The sequence below is a fragment of the Streptomyces sp. NPDC046909 genome (assembly GCF_040644695.1).
Classification (GTDB): domain Bacteria; phylum Actinomycetota; class Actinomycetes; order Streptomycetales; family Streptomycetaceae; genus Streptomyces.
The window spans coordinates 526,993-547,036 of record NZ_JBEYXC010000002.1 but is presented as its reverse complement, the minus strand read 5'-3'; the positions used below and the strand labels follow the sequence as shown (position 1 = coordinate 547,036).

Below are 20,044 nucleotides of genomic sequence, written 5' to 3'. Positions count from 1 at the left end.
ATGACCGCCGGTATCGACACCCCCGACCGCCGCGGCCGCACCGGGCTCGACCGCACCGGCCTCGACCTGACCGGCAACCCCCGCGTCAAGGTCCGCGACGTGACACTGCTGTCCAGCCACTGGTACGTCGAGCGGGCCACCACCTTCGATCTCCAGCTTGCGGACGGCAGTTGGAGCACCCAGACGCGCGAGACGCACGACCGCGGCAACGGGGCCACCATGCTGCTCTACGACGCGCAGCGCGAAACCGTCCTGCTCACCCGGCAGTTCCGCTTCCCCGTCTACGTCAACGGGCACCCCGACGGGATGCTGGTCGAGACGCCGGGCGGGCTGCTCGACGACGATGACGAGCATCCGGAGATCGCGGTGCGGCGTGAGGTGGTGGAGGAGACCGGGCACACCATCGGCGCGGTCCGGCATGTCTTCGACGTCTACATGAGCCCGGGGTCCGTGACCGAACGGGTCAGCTTCTACGCCGCCGAGTACGGCCCCTCGACCCACACCCACGAGGGCGGTGGCCTGGACGAGGAGGGCGAGGACATCGAGATCCTCGAACTGCCTTTCCGCCGGGCCCTGGAGATGATCCGCACCGGGGAGATCGCCGACGCCAAGACCATCATGCTGCTCCAATGGGCGGCGCTGGAAGGGCCGTTCGCGCGCCCTTGACTTGAAGTGCGCTCCAGGATGAAGACTCCCGTACACCAGCCGTGAACGGGAGGACCGCATGAAATACCGCACCATCGGCACCGATCCGAAGAACCGGCGTGAGGTCAGTGTCCTCGCCCTCGGCGCGATGCTGTTCGGCTCGCGCACGGATGAGGAGACGGCCTTCGCCGTGCTCGACCGCTATGTCGAGGCCGGGGGGAACTTCATCGACACGTCCGACAACTACGCCTTCTGGGTCGACGGCGGGCAGGGCGGTCAGAGCGAGGAACTCCTCGGCCGGTGGCGGCGCAGCCGTGGCATCGGCGACGAGATATTCATCGCGACCAAGCTGGGCGCCCGCCCGCTCGCCCCCGGCACCAGCTACATCGACAACCCCGAGGGGCTGTCCGCGAAGGTCATCCGCGAGGCAGCCGAGCGCAGCCGGGAGCGGCTCGGCATGGAGAAGCTGGACCTGCTCTACGCGCACATCGAGGACCACCGGGTGCCGCTGCGGGAGACCGTCGAGGGCTTCGCCGAGCTGGTCGCCGAGGGCACCGTCGGACTCCTCGGCGTCAGCAACCACGCCGTCTGGCGGGTCGAGCGGGCCCGGGCGATCGCCGCCGCGGCCGGACTGCCCGGGTACGAGGTGCTCCAGTACGCCCACAGCCATCTGCGGCCCCGCTACGACGTCCCCGACGACCTCTTCCCCGACGGCAGCCTCGGCCACGCCGGGCCGGACCTCCTCGGCTACCTCCGCGAGGAACCCGCCCTGACCCTGGTCGCCTACTCGCCCCTCCTCAAGGGCGCCTACACCTACCCGGACCGCCTCCCCGCGGACTTCGACCACCCGGGCACCCCGGCCCGCCTGGCAGCCCTGCGGGACGTGGCCCGCGAGACCGGCGCGACCGTCAACCAGGTCGTCCTGTCCTGGCAGATCGGCGGCGACCTGCCCATCCTCCCGCTGGCCGGGGTCTCCTCCCTCGCCCAACTGGAGGAGAACCTGGCCGCGGTCGACCTCGAACTGACCGAGGAGCAGCGGGCCCGGCTGGACGGGGCGCACTAGGCTCGTGAGGGAGCCGAAGGAGTGGCGGTCATGACCTCGCATCCGTTCGCACGTACCATCCGCAGTACGCCGGAAGGTCTGCTCTGGGAGCCCGGTGAACGCTGGGTGCGCGGCTACAAGGGCGACGTCGCCGTCGTCGACAGCCGGCACCCGGTCCTCGTCTGGGAGCCCGGCGTCCCCGTCCCGTTGTACGCGTTCCCGCAGGGAGACGTCCGCACGGACCTGCTCCGCCCGGCGAAGAACCCGCGCACCGGCGCCCACAGCGGATCGCGGATCTTCTACGACCTCGATGTCGACGGCGAATCGGTGGAGAACGTGGCGTGGACGTTCCCGGCCGACGACCTCTCCGGGTACATCGCCTTCGAGTGGTTCCGGCACTGGGACAGCGGGCTCGACCACTGGTACGAGGAAGAGGAGGAGATCTTCATCCACCCCCGCGACCCGCACAAACGGGTCGACGCCCTGCCCAGCAGCCGTCATGTCGTGGTCGAGATCGCCGGCCGCGTCGTCGCGGACACCCGCCGTCCGGTGCTGGTCTTCGAGACCTCGCTGCCGACGCGGTACTACATCCCCCGCGAGGACGTCCGCCTCGACCTGTTCACCGCCACCGACCACCACACGGGCTGCCCCTACAAGGGCACCGCCGAGTACTGGAGTTGGAGCGGCGCGGGTGACGTACCGCGCAACATCGTGTGGAGCTACCCGGACCCGCTGCCCGCCGTGGCCCCCGTCAAGGGGCTCCTCGCCTTCTACAACGAGGCCGTCGACCTCACCGTGGACGGCGAGCGGCAGGAGCGGCCGGTCACTCCGTTCACGGCGAGCCTCAGGGCCTGACCAGCAACTGGAAGTCGAACGCGTACCGGGACGCACGGTAGATGTGCGTCCCGTACTCGACCGGCCGGCCCGTGTCGTCGTACGCCGTGCGCTGCATCGTCAGGAGCGCCGCCCCCGGCTGCTCCTCCAGCCGTGCCGCCTCCTCGGCGGTGGCGGAGCGGGCGCCGATGGTCTGGCGGGCGCTGTGCAGGGTGATGCCCGCCGAGCGCATCATCCGGTACAGGCCGGTCGACTCAAGGCGGGCGGTGTCGAGTTCGAGGAGGGTCGAGGGCAGGTAGTTGCAGAGGTACGCGACGGGCTGGCCGTGCGTGGAGCGCAGGCGTTCCAGCACGATCACCTCGCTGCCCTCCGCGATCCCGAGGGCGGCGGCGACATCGGCGGACGCCGGGACGCGCTCGTTGCGCACCACGTCCGTCGTCGGCCCCTGTCCGGCCGCCTCCAGGTCGTCGTAGAGACTGCTCAGTTCCAGGCCGCGCTTGACCTGGCTGTGCACCACCTGCGTGCCGACCCCGCGCCGCCGGACCAGCAGCCCCTTGTCGACGAGGCTCTGGATGGCCTGGCGGACCGTCGGCCGGGACAGGCCCAGGCGTACGGAGAGGTCGATCTCGTTGCCCAGGAGGTTTCCGGGGGCGAGCACCCCGTGCTCGATCGCCGCCTCCAGCTGCTGGGCCAGCTGGTAGTAGAGCGGCACCGGACTGCCCCGGTCCAGGGCGAAGTCCAGTGAGTCGAGTGCGGGAGCGGCAGCGGCACGTGAGGAGACGCCGTTTTTCGCCATGGAACGTACCTCCCTCTGATGAAGAGTCAGGAGCGGTGGGGGGACAGGGAGTTGGGGTTCCTTTCAGGGGCGGAGGTGGTGGCGGCGGCCGGCGACCTGGCGGTCGTACTCCTGACGTGCGGTCAAGGCGGCCTCGCGGGAGGCGACTTCGGCCACCGGCACGTCCCACCACGCCTCGGCCGGGAGCGGTCGGGGTCGCGGTGTCCGTCTCGACGTACACACAGGTCGGCCGGTCGGAGGCGCGAGCCGCGGCGAGCGCCTCGCGCAGTTCGCCGACCGTCTTGGCGCGCAGGACGTCCATGCCGAGGCTGGCCGCGTTGGCGGCGAGGTCGACGGGGAGCGGGGCGCCGGAGAAGGTGCCATCGGCGGCCCGGTAGCGGTAGGCGGTGCCGAAGCGCTCGCCGCCGACCGTCTCGGAGAGGCCGCCGATGGAGGCGTACCCGTGGTTCTGGACGAGGACCAGGTTGACCGGCAGGCCCTCCTGGACGGCCGTGACGATCTCCGTCGGCATCATCAGGTAGGTGCCGTCACCGACCAGTGCCCACACGGGAGTTGTGGGGCTCGCCTGCTGGACGCCGATCGCGGCCGGGATCTCGTAGCCCATGCAGGAGTAGCCGTACTCCAGGTGGTACTGGCGGCGGCCGCGCGCCCGCCACAGCTTGTGCAGGTCGCCGGGGAGCGAGCCGGCCGCGTTGATCACCACGTCGTCGTCGCCGACGACGGCGTCCAGCGCGCCGAGCACCTGGGTCTGGGTCGGTACGGCGTTCTCGTCGCCGGCGTCATACGCGGCCTCGACGATTGCGTCCCAGTGCTCCCGGCCGGAGAGGTACTCGGCCACGTACGACGGTTCCACGGCGTGACCGGTCAGCGCCTCGGTGAGGGCCGTGAGCCCGGCGCGCGCGTCGCAGACCAGGGCCCGGGCGGCCAGCTTGTGCGCGTCGAACCCGGTGATGTTGAGGTTGAGGAAGCGGACGTCCGGGTTCTGGAAGAGGGTGCCGGAGGCGGTGGTGAAGTCGGTGTACCGCGTGCCCACGCCGATCACCAGGTCGGCGGTGCGGGCGATGTCGTCGGCGACCGCGGTGCCGGTGTGGCCGATGCCGCCGAGGTCGCAGGGGTGGTCGTGGCGGAGCGATCCCTTGCCGGCCTGGGTGGAGGCGACCGGGATGCCGGTCGTGTCCGCCAGGGCCTGCAGCGCCTCCTCGGCCCGGCTGTGGTGGACCCCGCCGCCCGCGACGATCAGGGGGCGGGACGCGGACCGTACGGCCCGTGCGGCTTCGGCCAGTTCGAGGGGATCGGGAGCGGGACGCCGTACCCGCCACACGCGCTCGGCGAAGAACTCCTCCGGCCAGTCGTACGCCTCCGCCTGGACGTCCTGGGGGAGGGCGAGGGTGACCGCGCCGGTCTCCGCGGGGTCGGCGAGGACGCGCATGGCGTTGAGGGCGGACGGGATCAGGGCTTCGGGGCGGGTGACACGGTCGAAGTATCGGGAGACCGGGCGCAGGGTGTCGTTGACCGACACGTCCGCCTCCGTGGGGTGCTCCAGTTGCTGGAGGAGGGGGTCGGCGGTGCGGGTGGCGAAGGAGTCGCCGGGCAGGAGGAGGACCGGGATGCGGTTGATGGTCGCCAGGGCGGCGCCGGTGACCAGGTTGGTGGCGCCGGGGCCGATCGACGTCGTCACGGCCTGCGCGGAGAGACGGTCGAGGTGGCGGGCGTGGCCGACGGCCGCGTGCACCATGGACTGCTCGTTGCGGCCCTGGTGGAACGGCATCACGTCCTCGCCGGCCTCCAGCAGCGCCTGACCGATCCCCGCCACGTTGCCATGGCCGAAAATGCCCCAGGTCCCGGCGATCAGCCGGTGCCGCTCCCCGTCCCGCTCGGTGTACTGGACGGACAGGAACCGCACCAGGGCCTGGGCGACGGTGAGGCGGCGGGTGGGCGTGCTCATCAGGGGTTCTCCGGGGCGAGGGCGAAGGGGGTAGGGGGTAGGGGGTAGGCGAGGGGGGCCGGTCGGCTGGGTCTGACGGTCACGACGGGGCTCCGTTCAGGAGGCCCTCCACCTCCTCCGGTGTCGGCATCGTCGAGGAGTCGGCGGGCCGGGAGGCGACGAGGGCGCCGGCCGCGTCGGCGTACCGGATGATCCGCTCCAACTCCCAGCCGGACAGCAGGCCGTGACAGAGCGCGCCGCCGAACGCGTCGTCCGCGCCGAGGCCGTTGACCGCCTCGATGGGGACCGGCGGGACCTCGGCGGTCGTGCCGTCGCGGTGCACGGCGAGCACGCCCTTGGTGCCCTGCTTCACGACGGCCAGCTCAACTCCCGCCGCCAGCAAGGCGTCTGCGCAAGCGCGGGCTTCACCGATGCCGGTGACGGTCTCACACGCGTCGAGGTCGCCGACCGCGACCGTGGCGTGCCGGAGGGCTTCGGCGTGACACTGGCGGGCGTCCTCCGGGTCCTTCCGGGCTGTGTCGTGCGCGAGCGCGGGCTTCCGGTCGAGGTGGAGGACCGTGGTACCCGCCTTGCCGCGTGCCTTGAGGGCGGCCAGCGTGGCCGAGCGGCTCGGCTCCTCGCCGAGGCCGGTCCCGGTGATCCAGAGGATCCGGGCGGCGCGGATGGCGAAGGAGGCGTCGACGGCGTGGGTGATCACGGCGGCGGAGCGGCCCAGCCGGGCGGCCGCCACCGAAACGCCGGCCGCCGAACCGCCCGGAAACTTCCCGAACTTCTGCACATCCCCCAGTGGCACGCCGGACGGGAGTGGGGAAAGATCAACTCCTGTGCGGCCGATCGTGATCAAGTCGAAGGGCTGGGATGAATCGGCCATGTGTGACGCTCCTCGGGTCCCAGGGGGCTGTCGCCTCCCAGGTGTAGGACCCGCGGGGCAATCCTGTCAATACTTTGTGCTTACATTCTGACTAGTTCGTGAAATGATGTCTTAACAAAGTATTGACAGAGGGCGCGCCAAGGGATTGGATCCCGTCCCAGTACAACCGCCGTATTTGCCGCACACGACCCGGACATGCCAAGATCCCGGGCCTCGGAATCCCCCGAGATCTCTCTCCCTTTCCCCCGTAAGCACAGTGAGGTGCAGGAAAGATGGACCGCTCTTCTCACTCCCGTTCTCGTCGATTCGCCCCCGTCGTGGCGATCGCCGCGGCGGCTGCCCTGACCCTCGCCGGCTGCTCCAGCAGCTCCGGGGGCAAGAAGTCCGAGGAGAGCGCGGACGGCGCCTCCGCGGGCAAGGCCACCACTCCGCGCATGACGGTCGCCCTGGTCACGCACCAGTCGGCCGGCGACACCTTCTGGGACATCGTCCGCAAGGGCGCCGAGGCCGCCGCCGCCAAGGACAACATCAAGCTGATCTACTCCAACGACCCCAGCGCGGCCAACCAGGCCAGCCTGATCCAGAACGCCATCGACCAGAAGGTCGACGGTATCGCGGTCACCCTCGCCAAGCCCGACGCCCTCAAGGACGTCATCGGGAAGGCGAAGACGGCCGGCATACCCGTCGTCGGCCTCAACTCCGGTGTCAGCGAGTGGCAGAAGCTCGGTCTGATGGAGTTCTTCGGCCAGGACGAGACCGTCGCCGGTGAGGCCCTCGGCAAGCGGCTGAACGAGGCCGGCGCCAAGAACGCCGTCTGTGTCATCCAGGAGCAGGGCAACATCGGCCTGACCCAGCGCTGCGACGGCGTCGACAAGACCTTCGACGGCAAGCTCCAGACGCTGAACGTCAATGGCACCGACATGCCGTCCGTGAAGTCGACGATCACCGCCAAGCTCAGCCAGGACAAGTCCATTGACTACGTCGTCACCCTCGGTGCCCCGTTCGCGCTGACCGCGGTGCAGTCGGCGTCCGACGCGGGCAGCAAGGCGAAGATCGCCACCTTCGACCTCAACAAGGACCTGACGGGCGCCATCAGCAAGGGCACCATCGAGTTCGCGGTCGACCAGCAGCCGTACCTCCAGGGCTACTTGGCGATCGACTCGCTGTGGCTCTACAAGAACAACGGCAACTACATGGGCGGCGGTGAGCAGCCGGTGCTGACCGGCCCGGCCTTCGTCGACAAGACCAACGTCGACAAGGTGGCGGCGTTCGCCGCGAAGGGCACCCGGTGATGGGTATGACCCAGCACGCCGAGCCGGCGGTGACCACACCGCCGGCCCCCGGCCCGAAGGAGACCGACGGCCGGACCGCTCAACGACCCCTGGCGCTGCGCCTGTTGGCCCGCCCCGATGTCGGTGTCTTCCTCGGCGCCATGGCGGTGTGGGTGTTCTTCCTCATCGCCGCCCCGCCGGTGCGCGACGGCAGCTCGATGGCCAACATCCTGTACCAGTCCTCCACCATCGGGATCATGGCCCTCCCGGTCGCGCTGCTGATGATCGGCGGCGAGTTCGACCTCTCCTCCGGCGTCGCGGTCATCACCTCGGCGCTCACCGCGAGCATGCTCGCCTACCAGCTCACCGTGAACGTGTGGGCGGGTGTCATCGCCGCGCTGGTCGTGTCGCTGGCGATCGGGTTCCTCAACGGCTGGCTGGTGGTCAGGACCGGCCTGCCCAGCTTCCTGATCACCCTGGGTACGTTCCTGATCCTCCAGGGCGTCAACCTCGCGGTGACCAAGCTGGTCACCGGCAACGTGGCCACCGACGACATCAGCAACATGGACGGCTTCGCCGGCGCGAAGAAGATCTTCGCCTCGTCCTTCGAGGTCGGCGGCGTCCAGATCAAGATCACCATCGTGTACTGGCTCGTCTTCGCGGCCCTCGCCACGTGGGTGCTCCTGCGGACGAAGTACGGCAACTGGATCTTCGCCGTCGGCGGCAACAAGGACAGCGCGCGCGCCGTCGGTGTCCCGGTGACCTTCACGAAGATCTCGCTGTTCATGCTGGTCGGCTTCGGCGCCTGGTTCGTCGGCATGCACCAGCTGTTCTCCTTCAACACCGTGCAGTCCGGCGAGGGCGTCGGCCAGGAGCTGATCTACATCTCCGCGGCCGTGATCGGCGGCTGTCTGCTGACCGGTGGCGCCGGTTCCGCGATCGGCCCGGTCTTCGGCGCGTTCATGTTCGGCATGGTGCAGCAGGGCATCGTGTACGCCGGCTGGAACCCGGACTGGTTCAAGTCCTTCCTCGGCGTGATGCTGCTCGGCGCCGTCCTGATCAATCTGTGGGTCAGCCGCACGGCGACCCGGAGGTAACCCATGACATCCACCAACGGAACCCATGGCGCCGTGATCGCCGACGAGGTCGTCTCCAAGGACGGCGCGATCGTCGAACTCCGCAACGCCGGCAAGTCGTACGGCAACATCCGCGCCCTGCACGGCGTGAGCCTGTCCGTGCACCCCGGCAAGGTGACCTGCGTCCTCGGCGACAACGGCGCCGGCAAGTCCACGCTGATCAAAATCATCTCCGGGCTGCACCAGCACACCGAGGGCGACTTCCTCGTCGACGGGCAGCCGGTACGCTTCTCCACCCCGCGTGAGGCCCTCGACAAGGGCATCGCCACCGTCTACCAGGACCTGGCGGTCGTCCCGCTGATGCCGGTGTGGCGCAACTTCTTCCTCGGCTCCGAGATCACCAAGGGCCCCTGGCCCGTACGCCGTCTCGACATCGAGAAGATGAAGCAGACCGCGGACGAGGAACTCCGCAACATGGGCATCATCCTCGACAACCTGGAACAGCCCATCGGCACGCTGTCCGGTGGCCAGCGCCAGTGTGTGGCGATCGCGCGCGCCGTCTACTTCGGCGCGCGGGTGCTGATCCTGGACGAGCCGACCGCCGCCCTCGGCGTCAAGCAGTCCGGTGTGGTGCTGAAGTACATCGCCATGGCCCGCGACCGCGGCCTGGGCGTCATCTTCATCACCCACAACCCGCACCACGCCTACATGGTCGGCGACCACTTCAGCGTCCTGCGCCTGGGCACCATGGAACTCAACGCCTCCCGTGACGAGGTCAGCCTCGAAGAGCTGACCAACCACATGGCGGGCGGCTCCGAACTCGCCGCGCTCAAGCACGAGTTGGCGCAGGTCCGCGGCGTCGACGTCGAGGAACTCCCCGAGGAGAAGGACCTCAAGGCACCCGTCGCGGTCCCTGAGGACGAGGCGTCGTGACCGCCCTCGACCGGATCCGGGTGGGCTCCGCCCCCGACTCCTGGGGGGTCTGGTTCCCGGACGACCCTCAGCAGGTGCCCTGGGAACGCTTCCTCGACGAGGTGGCCGAAGCGGGGTACTCCTGGATCGAGCTGGGCCCGTACGGCTATCTGCCGACCGACCCGGCCCGGCTGACGGACGAGGTGGACAGGAGGGGCCTCAAGGTGTCGGCCGGCACGGTCTTCACCGGCCTGCACCGCGGCCCCTCCGTCTGGGAGCCGACCTGGGAGCACGTCAGCCAGGTCGCCGCCCTCACCCAGGCGATGGGCGCCAGGCACCTCGTCGTCATCCCGTCGTTCTGGCGCGACGACAAGACCGCCGAGATCCTCGAACCCCCGGAGCTGACCCACGAGCAGTGGGCCCACCTCACCAAGGGCATGGAGCGGCTCGGCCATGAGGTGAAGGAGGTGTACGGGCTCGATCTCGTCGTGCACCCGCACGCCGACACCCACCTCGACACCGAGGACCATGTCGAGCACTTCCTGGACTCGACCGACTCCGAACTCGTCAACCTGTGCCTGGACACCGGGCACTACGCCTACTGCGGCGGCGACAGCGTCAAGCTGATCGAGACGTACGGCGAACGCATCGGCTACCTCCACCTCAAGCAGGTCGACCCCGCGATCCTCGCGGACGTCGTGGCGAACGAGGTGCCGTTCGGTCCGGCCGTGCAGCGCGGGGTGATGTGCGAACCGCCGTCCGGCGTACCGGAGTTGGAGCCGGTGCTGGTGGCCGCGCAGAAGCTCGGCGTGGAGCTGTTCGCCATCGTCGAGCAGGACATGTACCCGTGCGAGCCGGACAAGCCGCTGCCGATCGCCGTACGCACCCGCAAGTTCCTGCGGTCCTGCGGGGCCTGATCCCACGGAGTCCGATCAGTCTGAGAGGACGGTCATGACCCAGCGCGCACCGCTGCGAGTCGCGGTCATAGGTACCGGGAAGATGGGCGCCGACCATGTGCGCCGTATCGAGGAGGTCGTCAGCGGGGCGCGGGTGAGCGCCGTCGTGGACGTCGACGCGGAGCGGGTCAAGGCCGTCGCGGCCCGCGTCGACGGCTGCACCCCGTACACCGATCCGGCGACGGCGTTGGCGGCGCCCGACGTCGACGCCGTACTCATCGCCTCGTCGGGACCCGCCCATGAGGCGGCGCTGCTCGCCGCCCTCGCCCGGGACCTCCCGGTGCTGTGCGAGAAGCCGCTCACCCCGGACTCGGCGTCGGCCCTGCGCGTGCTCGAAGCCGAGCGACGGCTGGGCCACCGGCGGATCCAGGTGGGCTTCATGCGGCGCTACGACGCCGAGTACATGAAACTCAAGTCCCTGCTGGAGACAGGCCAGTTGGGCAGACCGCTGATGCTGCACAACCGGCATCGCAACGCGGCCAGCCCGCCCTTCTTCACCAGCGACATGCTGGTGAGCGACTCGGTGGCGCACGAGACGGACGTGACCCGCTGGCTGCTGGGCCAGGAGATCACCGCCGTCACCGTGCTGCGGCCCAGACCGACGACGAGCGCCCCGGAGGGCTTGCAGGACCCGCAGTTCGTGGTGTTCGAGACGGACGGCGGCGCGATCGTCGACGTCGAGATCTTCGTCAACTGCGGCTTCGGCTACCAGGTCCAGGCCGAGGTGGTCTGCGAACGCGGCACCGCCCGCATCGGCGACGGCCACGCCATGGTCACCAACATGGCGGGGCGGTGGGGCGGCACCATCGCCCAGGACTTCCTCGACCGCTTCGCCGACGCCTACGACCGTGAGCTCCGGACGTGGGTCGACGCGACCCGTCGGGGCGAGGTGACCGGACCGAGCACCTGGGACGGCTACACGGCCGCGGCCGTGTGCGAGGCGGGCGTACGGGCGCTGCGGGACGGCGGCCGGGTGGAGGTGGAACTGGTGGAGCGGCCGTCGCTGTACTGAGCCGCTGGGCCGCTGTAGTGAGTCGCTGTACGTCATGGTGCTGCGGGGAGGGCTCGGGTGAAGACGACCATCGGCCGGCCGGGGCCGTCGTAGTCGTCCTCGACGTGCGCCTCGAAGCCCAGGCCGCGATGGAAGGCGACCGACCCCTCGTTGGTGACCGACGTGATCGCCTTCAGCCGCACGGCACCCTGCTTCCGGGCCGCCTCGGTGAAGGCCCCCCACAACGCGCGTCCGAGACCGGTGCCGCGGGTGTCGTCCCGGGTGGCGATCAGATGGACGTACCCCGTGCCGTCGGGCGTGACGAAGCCGATGAGATAGCCCCGGATGCCGTCGTCGGCACGGGCGACCAGACAGGTCGACCCGAACTCCCGTACCAGGGCGAGGAGATGGAGCGAGCGGAGGTCGCGGTCGCCCCAGTAGCGGGGGTGGTCCGCCAGTACCTGCTGGATGTCGGTGACTTGGGCGGGGATGATGTCTACGGCCATGGGATCGATCATGGCAGGCGTGCAACCTTCGCGCGGCTGCGGATGTCCCTTCTTCGACGGAGAGGGAGTCGCGCATGTGGGTACTGCTGCCGCTGGCCCGAGGAGCGGCCCGACTGGCACCCGGCCGGGGTGAACCCCTGCTCGGCGCCGTACTGCTGCGCTGTCTGATGCCCGACTGGGTCCTGCTGCGCCCCCGGTCGCCCCTCCGACGGCTGGCCTGGGCCGAGCAGGCGGTCGCCCTGTACCGCGCGCATCCGCACCACCGGAACGCACTGGCCCGCGCCCACGCCGTGCACGCCGAGGCACTGCTCGCTCTGGACCGCAACGAAGAAGCCCTCACGGCGGTGGATGCCTCGCTCGCCGTGCCGGACGTACGGCGATCGGAGCGGGAAGCCGCCTTCCTGCTCCAGGCCAGGGCCGTGGCGCTCCTGCACAGCGACCGGGCGGAGGAGGCCCTGGAACCGGCCCGCGCGAGTGCCGAGGCCTACCGGGACGGTCCGCCCCCGGCCCGCCGGGACCGCGCCCTGGGCACGCTGCCGGGCGCCCTGCGCACCTACGCGCTGACGCTGGGCGAGCTGGGACACACCGAGCAGTCCGTGCTCGTGTACCAGGAGGCGGCGGACCTTCTGCGGTCCCGGCCGTCCGGGCGGACCCTTCTCGTCGGACCCCGAGTGCTGGTCGAGCTGATCGGCGGGCTGCGCGCGCTCGGCCGGTACGAGGAGGCGCTGGCGCTCGGTCGCGAGGCGAGGGAAGGCCTGGGCCGCGAGATGGACTTCGCCTTTCCCTGGGCCGTCCCGGCCCTGCGGGTGCGGCTGCTCGTGGACCTGGCCCACTGCCACCTCGCCACGGGCGACCAGGAGACGGCACGCACCATCGCCCAGGAGGCGGTCGACGCGGCGCGGAAGCCGGGCCCGGGCACGGGGTGGCTGGCGGTGGCGCTGGAGTGCCTGTCGGAGACCGGCGGACACGAGGACACCGGCACCCTCCGGGAACTCGGCGAGCTGTACACCGGCCTCGCGGCCGAGCAGCCGGAGCTGTACGACTCCCTGCTCGGGGACACCCTGGACCGGCTCGCCCACTGTCTTCGACGGGACGGCGCCGACGCGGAGGCCGTGGCGGTGACGGAACGCGCGGTCGCCGCGTACCGGCGGGCCGTGGCGCGGGAGCCCGCACACGAACCGGAACTGTCCAGGGTGCTCGGCAACTTGAGTATCCGTCAGGCGGACTCCGGGCAGGCCGAGTCGGCCGTCACGAGCGCCCGCGAAGCCGTCGCCCTCGCCCGGCGGCTCGCCGAAACGGACTGGGAGACATACCACCCCGAGACGGCCCGTCGCCTCCGTGTCCTAGGCCAAGCGCTCGGCGACATCGGCGACTTCACCGAGGCCGGGGCCTGTTACGAGGAGGCGGAGGGCATCCTCGACGAACACGCCGACCAGCCCGGCGTCGAGACCCAACTCGCCGATGTCCGTGGGCAGTTGGCGGACGCGCTCCGCGCGAGGGCCGCGGCGGCCGACGACCCCGACGACGCGGTCGTCGCCCTGCGCGCCCTGCTCGACCTCAGCCGCCGCACGGACGCGGCGAACGTCCTCACCCAGTGCGCCAAAGGGTTCCACCAGGCCTGGTCGGAGGCCGTCGTGGAGGCGTGGGAGCGGGCGACGGGGGAGGGGTACCCGACGTCCTTCCCCTACCGGCCGAGCACCGACCGCGGGCGCGGCTCGAACCCCGCCGCGCGGTAACTCGCGTCGATCAGCTCCATCGTCGCCACCGCGTCGTCCGCGTCGAGCGGCACCGCCGTACCCTCGCGCACGCGCGCCGCGAACGCCTCCAGCTGGTAGGTGTACGACGACCGCGTGCCGAGCTGCTCGACCCGCTCCGTCCCGCCCGCGCGCACCACGACCCGGTCGTCCAGGTGCGGCAGCACGAAGTTCGGCGCGCTCACCTCGCCCCGGCTGCCGATGATCCGGATGCTCATGTCCAGCCCGTCGTACCCCATGTGACAGCGCGCCGACCCGGTCGCCCCGCCCGGGAACTCCAGCTCGGCGTCCAGCCACTCGTCCACGCCCGGCGCACCGGCTCGCTCCCCGCCCCGGGCGGATACGAGCCGTGGGGCGCCGCCCGCGTAGGGGGCGAGCATGCGCAGCGCGTGCAGGCTGTAGCAGCCGAGGTCCATCACGGCGCCGCCGGCCAGCGGCAGCGACCAGCGTGGGTCGGTGGCGGGCGGCGCGGCTATGGCGACCAGGGCCTCCACGCGCTCCAGGTCGCCGATCTCGCCGCTCGCGAGGATCTCGTGCAGGCGCCGCGTGACCGGATGGAAGAGGTAGTGGAACGCCTCCATGAAGACGGTCCCGGACTTCGCCGCCACGTCCCGTACCTCGGCGGCCTCCTCGGCGTTGCTCGCCGACGGCTTCTCGCTCAGCACATGCTTGCCCGCGGCGAGGGCCGCGAGGTTCCACGGTCCGTGCAGGCCGTTGGCGAGCGGGTTGTAGACGACGTCGACCTCGGGGTCGGCCAGCAGGTCGGCGTACGAGTCCACCACCCGCTCCACGCCGTGCTCGCTCGCGAACGCCTCGGCGCGGGACCGGTCACGGGCGGCCACCGCGACGAGGCGGTGGCCGGTGCTGCGGGCCGGGCCGACGAGGGAGTTCTCGGTGATGCGTGCGGCGCCCAGTACTCCGATGCGCAATGGTTCCCGGCCCGGCTCGGTCATGCCTGCCGTACCTCCTCGATGGTGACAGGACGGTGCTCGTGCAGGGACAGTGTGCACGCCTCGGCGATCCAGCCCGCCTCCAGGGCGTCCTCCACCGTGCAGGGGGAGGCCTGCCGGCCCGCGACGACCTCGGTGAACGCGGTGAGTTCGGCGCGGTAGGCCGCGGTGAAGCGGTCCATGAAGAAGTCGTGCGGGGTCCCGGCCGGGAACGTCACACCGGGCTCGACCGAGCGCAGCGGCAGCTTGTCCTCCAGGCCCACCGCGATGGAGTCGGTGAAGCCGTGGATCTCCATGCGGACGTCGTAACCCCGGGCGTTGTGGCGGGAGTTGGAGATCACCGCGATCGTGCCGTCGTCGAGGGTGAGCAGCGCGCCGGTGGTGTCGGCGTCGCCCGCCTCCTTGATGTACTCGGCACCCCGGTTGCCGCCGACGGCGTACACCTCGACGACCTCGCGCCCGGTCACCCAGCGGATGATGTCGAAGTCGTGCACCGAGCAGTCCCGGAAGATGCCACCGGACGCGGCGACGTACGCGGCGGGCGGCGGTGCCGGGTCGAGGGTCGTGGAGCGTACGGTGTGCAGCTTGCCGAGCTCACCGGACCGCACGGCGGCGCGCGCGGCGACGAAACCGGCGTCGAAGCGGCGGTTGTAGCCGATCTGGATCGGCACGTCCGTGCCCTGGATCGCCTTGAGCACCTGGACGCCCTCGCTCATGTGCTTGGCGACGGGCTTCTCGCAGAAGACGGGGATCCCGGCCTCGACACCGGCCAGGATCAGCGCCGGGTGGGCGTCGGTCGCGGCGGCGACGACGATGCCGTCCACGCCGGCGGCGAGCAGCCCCTCGGGCGAGTCCACGACCTCACCGCCGAACTTCTCCGCGGCGGCCTTGGCGGCGTCCGCGAACGGGTCGGTGAACACGAGCGACTCGACGACGTCGAGTCCGGAGAGGGTCTCGGCGTGGAAGGCGCCGATACGGCCGAGGCCGAGGATTCCGATGCGCATGGGGGTACTCCTTGAGACAGGGGGTGGCAGCGCCCCGTGAGGGGCGCGGGGAACTGCGCGACCAGCCACGAACAACCCGCAGCCGACCACTGACAAACCGTGGCAAATCCTTAGTCGAGCCCCCCCAGCACATTCTGATCCCAGTCGATCACGGACCCGGTCACCACACCCGACCGCTCCGACAGCAGCAACACCACGAAGTCGGCGATCTCATCGGGCTGGCCCAGCTTGCCCATCGGAAGGCCGGCGGCAGCCACCTCGCGCCAGTCGTCCCCGGCGCCGTGGAAGGTCTTCTGTGTCGCGTCCTCGCCCTCGGTCGCGGTCCAGCCGATGTTCAGGCCGTTGATCCGCACCCGGTCGAAGCGGTGCGCGTGCGCGGCGTTGCGGGTCAGCCCGATGAGCCCGGCCTTCGCGGCTACGTACGGGGCGAGGAACGGCTGACCGCCGTGCGCCGAGGAGGTGATGATGTTGACGATCGTGCCGGGGGCCTTGCGGCCCACCATGTCGGCGACGGCGGCCTGCATCGAGAAGAACGGCGCCTTGAGGTTGATCGCGATGTGCTGGTCGAACAGCTCGGGCGTGGTGTCGAGGAGCGTGCCCCGGGAGGTCAGCCCCGCCGAGTTCACCAGACAGTCGATCCGCCCGTACGCGGCGACCACCTCGGCCACGGACGCCTTGGCCTGCTCGGCGTCGGAGAGGTCCGCGCGGACGAACATCGCCTTGCCGCCGGCCTCCGTCAGCTCGGCCACCAGCGCCTCACCCGGCTCGGGGCGCCGCCCGGACACGGCCACGACCGCGCCCTCGCGCACCGCGGCCCGCGCGATCGCGGCGCCCACGCCCTGGCTGCCGCCGTTGACGAGAACGACCTTGTTCTCGAGGAGTCCCTGAAGTCCCATGTGCTCGCAGTCCTTTCAGCTCTCGCGCCGCTCGGCGCCCGCCCGCAGCCCGTCCCGGAGCGTGCGCGGCGTCCATCGCTCCCGCAGTGCCCGCCGTACCAGATCCGCCTGCGAGGGCGGGGCGAGACCGTCAACCGGCGGGTCGCTGTCGAGGTTGGTCGGGAAGGGATAGCCCTCGGCGCTCGCGGCGATCACGTTCTCCAGCCACTCCTCGCCCACGCCCTCCGAGGCGCGCCGCAGCAGCACCGGGTAGACGGCGTTCGCGATCGTCTCCCGGTCCACGGTCTCCATCGCGCGCCCGAACGCCGAGGACACCTGGAGCAGGTTCGCCATCCGGCGCACGTCGGTCGTGCGGTTGGTGCCGGCGGCGTGGAACAGCGCCGGGTTGAAGAAGGCCGCGTCGCCCTTGCCGAGCGGCAGCTGGACGTGGTGCTCCTTGAAGTACGCCTGGAACTCCGGCCGCCGCCAGGCCAGATAGCCCGGCACGTACGTCTGCGAGAACGGCAGATACAGCGTCGGCCCGGACTCCACCGGCATGTCGCAGTGCGCGACCGCGCCCTGGAGGGTGAGCACGGGGGAGAGGCGGTGCACATGCGCCGGGTAGGCCGCGGCGACCTCGTCGGAGAGGAAGCCGAGGTGGTAGTCGCGGTGCGCGGTCTGGGCGAGGCCGCCCGGGTTGACCACGTTGATCTGGGAGGTCACCTGGTAGCCGGGGCCGAGCCAGGCCTCCGAGACCAGCGCCAGAATCGGGTTGGCGTAGTAGTCGGCGAAGGTCGACGGGTCGTAGAGGGCCGCCTTCTCCAGCGCGTTCCACACCCGCTCGTTGGCGCCGGGCTTGGCGAAGTGGTCGCCGGCCGGGGCGCCCGCCGCGTCCTGCTCGCGGATCAGGGAGTCGAACACCTTGGTCGCCCGGTCGACGACCTCGTGGTCGCGGAAGGCGCCCTTGAAGACCACCACGCCGGGCCCCTCGGTGAGGGCCCTGACGAGCTCCGTCTGCACGTCCCTGCGGCGGCCGGCGTCGAGGAGGCGCTCGGTGTCGTACAGCAGGACGTTCCGCTCCACGGCGGCGGCGTACGGGTAGTCGGCAAGGTCGACGGTCCGCTCCACGAGCGTGCGGAAGGTGTCGAGGTCGCAGTCCTGCTCGGACAGCCAGGCACGGTGTTGTACGGCGGTGAAGGACATCTGTGTCCTCTCGGTGACAGGGGCGACGCAGCGCTGTCATTCTTGTCAGTACAAACCCGTCGAACAACCGGCACGGGTCCATCAAAAACCCCTCAAGGAAACGTCCAAAGGAGCCTCCGTATGGGTCACCCCTTCCCGATCCGGGAGATCGCACGTCAGGCGGGTCTGAGCGAGGCCACCGTCGACCGTGTCCTGAACGGCAGGGGAGGGGTCCGGGAGAGCACCGCACGCGAGGTCCGGCAGGCCATCGCCGACCTGGACCGGCAGCGCACCCAGGTCAGGCTCGTCGGCCGCACCTTCATGATCGACATCGTGATGCAGGCGCCGGAGCGGTTCTCCAGCGCCGTCCGCGCGGCTCTGGAGGCGGAGCTGCCCGCCCTGCACCCGGCGGTCGTGCGCTCGCGCTTCCACTTCCGGGAGACGGGACCGGTCGCGGAGCAGGTCGCAACCCTGGACCGGATAGCCCGCCGCGGCTCCCAGGGGGTGATCCTCAAGGCGCCGGACGTCCCCGAGGTCGCCGCCGCCGTCGCCCGCCTCGCGCAGGCCGGCATCCCCGTGGTCACCCTGGTCACCGACCTGCCGACCACCCCGCGCCTGGCCTACGTCGGCATCGACAACCGCGCCGCCGGGGCGACCGCCGCCTACCTCATGGGCCAGTGGCTCGGCGACCGCCCCGGCAACGTCCTCACCAGCCTCAGCAGCGGCTTCTTCCGCAACGAGGAGGAGCGCGAGATGGGCTTCCGCAGCGCGATGCGCGCCCGCCATCCCGAGCGCGCGCTGGTCGAGATCGCCGAGGGCCAGGGCCTGGACGCCACCCAGTACGACCTCGTCCGGGCCGCCCTGGAACGCGACCCGGACATCCGCGCGGTCTACTCGATCGGCGGCGGCAACATCGCCACCCTGAAGGCCTTCGAGGACCTGGGCCGCGACTGCGCGGTCTTCATCGCCCACGACCTCGACCACGACAACGACCGCCTGCTGCGCGAGCACCGGCTGTCGGCCGTCCTCCACCACGATCTGCGCCAGGACATGCGCGAGGCCTGCCACCTGGTCATGCGCGAGCACGGCGCGCTGCCGCCCGCGGGACCCACCCTGCCGTCCGCGATCCAGGTGGTCACGCCCTACAACATGCCCACCGCGCTCACAGGTTGACCCAGGCCCCGCTCTCGGCCGACCGCACCATCGCATCCAGTACGACGGCACTGTGCACGGCGTCCGCCAGCGTGGCCCCGTACGACGTTCCCTCGGCGATCGACCGCAGGAAGCGGTGGCACTCGATCACCTTGAGGTCGTCGTAGCCCATGGCGTTGGCCGCACCCGGCTGGAACGCCCCGAACTCCCCGTCCCCGGGTCCGACATACACCGTGCTGACGGGCTGGTCCTGATAGCTCGTGCCCCGGCTGACGCCGAGCTCGTTCATCCTGCGGAAGTCCCAGAACACCGCGCCCTTGGTGCCGTGCACCTCGAAGCCGTAGTTGTTCTGCTCGCCGACCGAGACCCGGCAGGCCTCCAGGACCCCGCGGGCGCCGGAGGCGAACCGCAGCAGGCAGTTGACGTAGTCCTCGTTCTCCACGGGCCCCAACTCCCCGCCGGACGCCCGGGAATGGCCCGCGGTCGCGCCGGTCGGGCGGGCCCGCTCCGGCAGGAAGATCGCGGTGTCGGCGGTCAACGCCTCGATGTCCCCCAGGAGATACCGGGCGAGGTCCGCCCCGTGCGAGGCGAGGTCGCCCAACACCCCGCTGCCGCCCCGCTCCTTCTCGTACCGCCAGGTCAACGCGCCCTCGGGATGGGCCGCGTAGTCGCTGAAGAGCCGGACGCGGACATGGGTGACCGTGCCGATGTCACCGGAGGCGATCAGGGCGCGGGCCGCCTCGACGGCGGGCGCGTTGCGGTAGTTGAAGCCGACGGCGCTTCGCACGCCCGCCTTCCCGACCGCGTCCGCCACCGTCCGCGCGTCCTGCGCGCTCAGCCCCACCGGCTTCTCGATCCAGATGTGCTTGCCGGCCTCCGCCATCGCGACCCCGATCTCCCGGTGCAGGAAGTTCGGCGCGGTGATGCTGACGGCCCGGACCCGCGGATCGGCGGCCACGTCCCGCCAGTCCCGGGTCGTCGAGGCGAACCCGAACTGCGCGGCGGCCTCCTCGGCCCGCCCCGGCACCTCCTCGGCGACCGTCACCAGCTCCGGACGCAGGCCCAGCCGCGGATAGTGGTGCGGGACGCGGGCGTACGCCTGGGTGTGCACCCGGCCCATCCAGCCGAACCCGACGACGGCGACACCGAGCGAATCGGAGGTCGAATCCACCATGACAGCCCCTCTTTGGACCGGTCCACAATCTGTCCAGGCCACCCTGAGCGCCATTTTCCAAGGTGTCAACCCTTTGACAGGACATGGGGCCTCATGGAACGGTCCAGA

At 70.8% G+C, this 20,044-nt stretch carries 18 protein-coding genes and 1 pseudogene; 10 read left to right on the top strand and 9 right to left on the bottom strand.

Annotated elements, in window-relative coordinates; all coding sequences use genetic code 11:
- The 3 genes from ABZ928_RS06735 to ABZ928_RS06725 are packed head-to-tail and all read left to right on the top strand — an operon-like array spanning position 1 to position 2,542.
- Positions 1 to 666 carry an NUDIX domain-containing protein gene (locus tag ABZ928_RS06735; RefSeq protein ID WP_361515472.1) on the top strand — a complete coding sequence of 222 codons (666 nt, stop codon included), beginning with the start codon at positions 1 to 3 and terminating at the stop codon, positions 664 to 666.
- A 58-nt stretch (positions 667 to 724) separates the two neighbouring features.
- On the top strand, positions 725 to 1,708 hold the full coding sequence (locus ABZ928_RS06730) for an aldo/keto reductase (protein ID WP_361515471.1): 984 nt from the start codon (positions 725 to 727) through the stop codon (positions 1,706 to 1,708).
- A 30-nt stretch (positions 1,709 to 1,738) separates the two neighbouring features.
- Positions 1,739 to 2,542 carry a DUF427 domain-containing protein gene (locus ABZ928_RS06725; protein WP_361515469.1) on the top strand — a complete coding sequence of 268 codons (804 nt, stop codon included), beginning with the start codon at positions 1,739 to 1,741 and terminating at the stop codon, positions 2,540 to 2,542.
- On the opposite strand, the gene ABZ928_RS06720 is transcribed toward ABZ928_RS06725, so the two are convergent.
- From ABZ928_RS06720 to ABZ928_RS06710, 3 genes and pseudogenes are all read right to left on the bottom strand, one after another.
- Complete coding sequence (locus ABZ928_RS06720) at positions 2,532 to 3,317, bottom strand: GntR family transcriptional regulator (protein ID WP_361515467.1); 786 nt, start codon at positions 3,315 to 3,317, stop codon at positions 2,532 to 2,534. The two genes, ABZ928_RS06725 and ABZ928_RS06720, sit on opposite strands and share 11 nt — an antisense overlap.
- A 63-nt stretch (positions 3,318 to 3,380) precedes the next feature.
- A pseudogene (iolD, locus tag ABZ928_RS06715) lies at positions 3,381 to 5,262 on the bottom strand (3D-(3,5/4)-trihydroxycyclohexane-1,2-dione acylhydrolase (decyclizing)).
- Positions 5,263 to 5,341: 79 nt separating this feature from the next.
- Positions 5,342 to 6,133, bottom strand: coding sequence for a PfkB family carbohydrate kinase (locus tag ABZ928_RS06710; RefSeq protein WP_361515465.1), 792 nt, complete (start codon positions 6,131 to 6,133; stop codon positions 5,342 to 5,344).
- 272 nt (positions 6,134 to 6,405) lie between these two features.
- Here ABZ928_RS06710 and ABZ928_RS06705 point away from each other — a divergent pair, with 272 nt between their 5' ends.
- From ABZ928_RS06705 to ABZ928_RS06685, 5 genes are read left to right on the top strand one after another with little or no spacing between them, the layout of a single operon-like run.
- Positions 6,406 to 7,425: a sugar ABC transporter substrate-binding protein gene (locus ABZ928_RS06705; RefSeq protein WP_361515463.1), complete on the top strand. Its 1,020-nt coding sequence runs from the start codon at positions 6,406 to 6,408 to the stop codon at positions 7,423 to 7,425.
- Positions 7,425 to 8,501, top strand: coding sequence for an ABC transporter permease (locus tag ABZ928_RS06700; protein ID WP_361515462.1), 1,077 nt, complete (start codon positions 7,425 to 7,427; stop codon positions 8,499 to 8,501). Before ABZ928_RS06705 ends, ABZ928_RS06700 begins: the two co-directional genes overlap by 1 nt.
- A 3-nt stretch (positions 8,502 to 8,504) precedes the next feature.
- Positions 8,505 to 9,413: an ATP-binding cassette domain-containing protein gene (locus ABZ928_RS06695; protein ID WP_361515460.1), complete on the top strand. Its 909-nt coding sequence runs from the start codon at positions 8,505 to 8,507 to the stop codon at positions 9,411 to 9,413.
- Entirely contained in the window at positions 9,410 to 10,309 is a 900-nt protein-coding gene (locus tag ABZ928_RS06690) for a sugar phosphate isomerase/epimerase (RefSeq protein WP_361515459.1), read from the top strand. Before ABZ928_RS06695 ends, ABZ928_RS06690 begins: the two co-directional genes overlap by 4 nt.
- 34 nt (positions 10,310 to 10,343) lie before the next feature.
- A complete protein-coding gene (locus ABZ928_RS06685) occupies positions 10,344 to 11,360 on the top strand; it encodes a Gfo/Idh/MocA family oxidoreductase (protein WP_361515457.1) in 1,017 nt (338 codons plus the stop codon).
- A 32-nt stretch (positions 11,361 to 11,392) separates the two neighbouring features.
- Here ABZ928_RS06685 and ABZ928_RS06680 read toward each other — a convergent pair whose 3' ends face one another.
- Positions 11,393 to 11,845, bottom strand: a complete 453-nt coding sequence (locus ABZ928_RS06680; RefSeq protein ID WP_361515455.1) for a GNAT family N-acetyltransferase — start codon at positions 11,843 to 11,845, stop codon at positions 11,393 to 11,395.
- Between the two features lie 74 nt (positions 11,846 to 11,919).
- Between ABZ928_RS06680 and ABZ928_RS06675 the strand changes: the two genes are divergently transcribed.
- A complete protein-coding gene (locus tag ABZ928_RS06675) occupies positions 11,920 to 13,581 on the top strand; it encodes a hypothetical protein (RefSeq protein ID WP_361515453.1) in 1,662 nt (553 codons plus the stop codon).
- On the opposite strand, the gene ABZ928_RS06670 is transcribed toward ABZ928_RS06675, so the two are convergent.
- The 4 genes from ABZ928_RS06670 to ABZ928_RS06655 all read right to left on the bottom strand — a co-directional run bounded on the left by ABZ928_RS06670 (position 13,530) and on the right by ABZ928_RS06655 (position 17,631).
- Positions 13,530 to 14,552 carry a Gfo/Idh/MocA family oxidoreductase gene (locus tag ABZ928_RS06670; RefSeq protein WP_361515452.1) on the bottom strand — a complete coding sequence of 341 codons (1,023 nt, stop codon included), beginning with the start codon at positions 14,550 to 14,552 and terminating at the stop codon, positions 13,530 to 13,532. The genes ABZ928_RS06675 and ABZ928_RS06670 overlap by 52 nt on opposite strands.
- Positions 14,549 to 15,553: a Gfo/Idh/MocA family oxidoreductase gene (locus ABZ928_RS06665; protein WP_361515450.1), complete on the bottom strand. Its 1,005-nt coding sequence runs from the start codon at positions 15,551 to 15,553 to the stop codon at positions 14,549 to 14,551. The genes ABZ928_RS06670 and ABZ928_RS06665 overlap by 4 nt, the downstream gene beginning before the upstream one ends.
- Positions 15,554 to 15,663: 110 nt before the next feature.
- On the bottom strand, positions 15,664 to 16,449 hold the full coding sequence (locus ABZ928_RS06660) for an SDR family oxidoreductase (protein ID WP_361515448.1): 786 nt from the start codon (positions 16,447 to 16,449) through the stop codon (positions 15,664 to 15,666).
- Between the two features lie 15 nt (positions 16,450 to 16,464).
- Entirely contained in the window at positions 16,465 to 17,631 is a 1,167-nt protein-coding gene (locus tag ABZ928_RS06655) for a phytanoyl-CoA dioxygenase family protein (RefSeq protein ID WP_361515447.1), read from the bottom strand.
- 120 nt (positions 17,632 to 17,751) lie between these two features.
- On the opposite strand from ABZ928_RS06655, the gene ABZ928_RS06650 reads away from it, so the two are divergent.
- Positions 17,752 to 18,783, top strand: a complete 1,032-nt coding sequence (locus ABZ928_RS06650; RefSeq protein ID WP_361515445.1) for a LacI family DNA-binding transcriptional regulator — start codon at positions 17,752 to 17,754, stop codon at positions 18,781 to 18,783.
- Here the strand turns inward: ABZ928_RS06650 and ABZ928_RS06645 are convergent.
- Complete coding sequence (locus tag ABZ928_RS06645) at positions 18,773 to 19,936, bottom strand: Gfo/Idh/MocA family oxidoreductase (RefSeq protein ID WP_361515444.1); 1,164 nt, start codon at positions 19,934 to 19,936, stop codon at positions 18,773 to 18,775. The two genes, ABZ928_RS06650 and ABZ928_RS06645, sit on opposite strands and share 11 nt — an antisense overlap.
- Positions 19,937 to 20,044: the final 108 nt, after the last annotated feature.

Excerpts from the sequence above, each read along its gene's own strand:
- ABZ928_RS06735 (WP_361515472.1), top strand. The coding sequence starts at position 1 with ATGACCGCCGGTATCGACACCCCCGACCGCCGCGGCCGCACCGGGCTC.
- ABZ928_RS06730 (WP_361515471.1), top strand. The coding sequence starts at position 725 with ATGAAATACCGCACCATCGGCACCGATCCGAAGAACCGGCGTGAGGTC.
- ABZ928_RS06725 (WP_361515469.1), top strand. The coding sequence starts at position 1,739 with ATGACCTCGCATCCGTTCGCACGTACCATCCGCAGTACGCCGGAAGGT.
- ABZ928_RS06720 (WP_361515467.1), bottom strand. The coding sequence starts at position 3,317 with ATGGCGAAAAACGGCGTCTCCTCACGTGCCGCTGCCGCTCCCGCACTC.
- ABZ928_RS06710 (WP_361515465.1), bottom strand. The coding sequence starts at position 6,133 with ATGGCCGATTCATCCCAGCCCTTCGACTTGATCACGATCGGCCGCACA.
- ABZ928_RS06705 (WP_361515463.1), top strand. The coding sequence starts at position 6,406 with ATGGACCGCTCTTCTCACTCCCGTTCTCGTCGATTCGCCCCCGTCGTG.
- ABZ928_RS06700 (WP_361515462.1), top strand. The coding sequence starts at position 7,425 with ATGGGTATGACCCAGCACGCCGAGCCGGCGGTGACCACACCGCCGGCC.
- ABZ928_RS06695 (WP_361515460.1), top strand. The coding sequence starts at position 8,505 with ATGACATCCACCAACGGAACCCATGGCGCCGTGATCGCCGACGAGGTC.
- ABZ928_RS06685 (WP_361515457.1), top strand. The coding sequence starts at position 10,344 with ATGACCCAGCGCGCACCGCTGCGAGTCGCGGTCATAGGTACCGGGAAG.
- ABZ928_RS06680 (WP_361515455.1), bottom strand. The coding sequence starts at position 11,845 with ATGGCCGTAGACATCATCCCCGCCCAAGTCACCGACATCCAGCAGGTA.
- ABZ928_RS06675 (WP_361515453.1), top strand. The coding sequence starts at position 11,920 with ATGTGGGTACTGCTGCCGCTGGCCCGAGGAGCGGCCCGACTGGCACCC.
- ABZ928_RS06670 (WP_361515452.1), bottom strand. The coding sequence starts at position 14,552 with ATGACCGAGCCGGGCCGGGAACCATTGCGCATCGGAGTACTGGGCGCC.
- ABZ928_RS06665 (WP_361515450.1), bottom strand. The coding sequence starts at position 15,553 with ATGCGCATCGGAATCCTCGGCCTCGGCCGTATCGGCGCCTTCCACGCC.
- ABZ928_RS06660 (WP_361515448.1), bottom strand. The coding sequence starts at position 16,449 with ATGGGACTTCAGGGACTCCTCGAGAACAAGGTCGTTCTCGTCAACGGC.
- ABZ928_RS06655 (WP_361515447.1), bottom strand. The coding sequence starts at position 17,631 with ATGTCCTTCACCGCCGTACAACACCGTGCCTGGCTGTCCGAGCAGGAC.
- ABZ928_RS06650 (WP_361515445.1), top strand. The coding sequence starts at position 17,752 with ATGGGTCACCCCTTCCCGATCCGGGAGATCGCACGTCAGGCGGGTCTG.
- ABZ928_RS06645 (WP_361515444.1), bottom strand. The coding sequence starts at position 19,936 with ATGGTGGATTCGACCTCCGATTCGCTCGGTGTCGCCGTCGTCGGGTTC.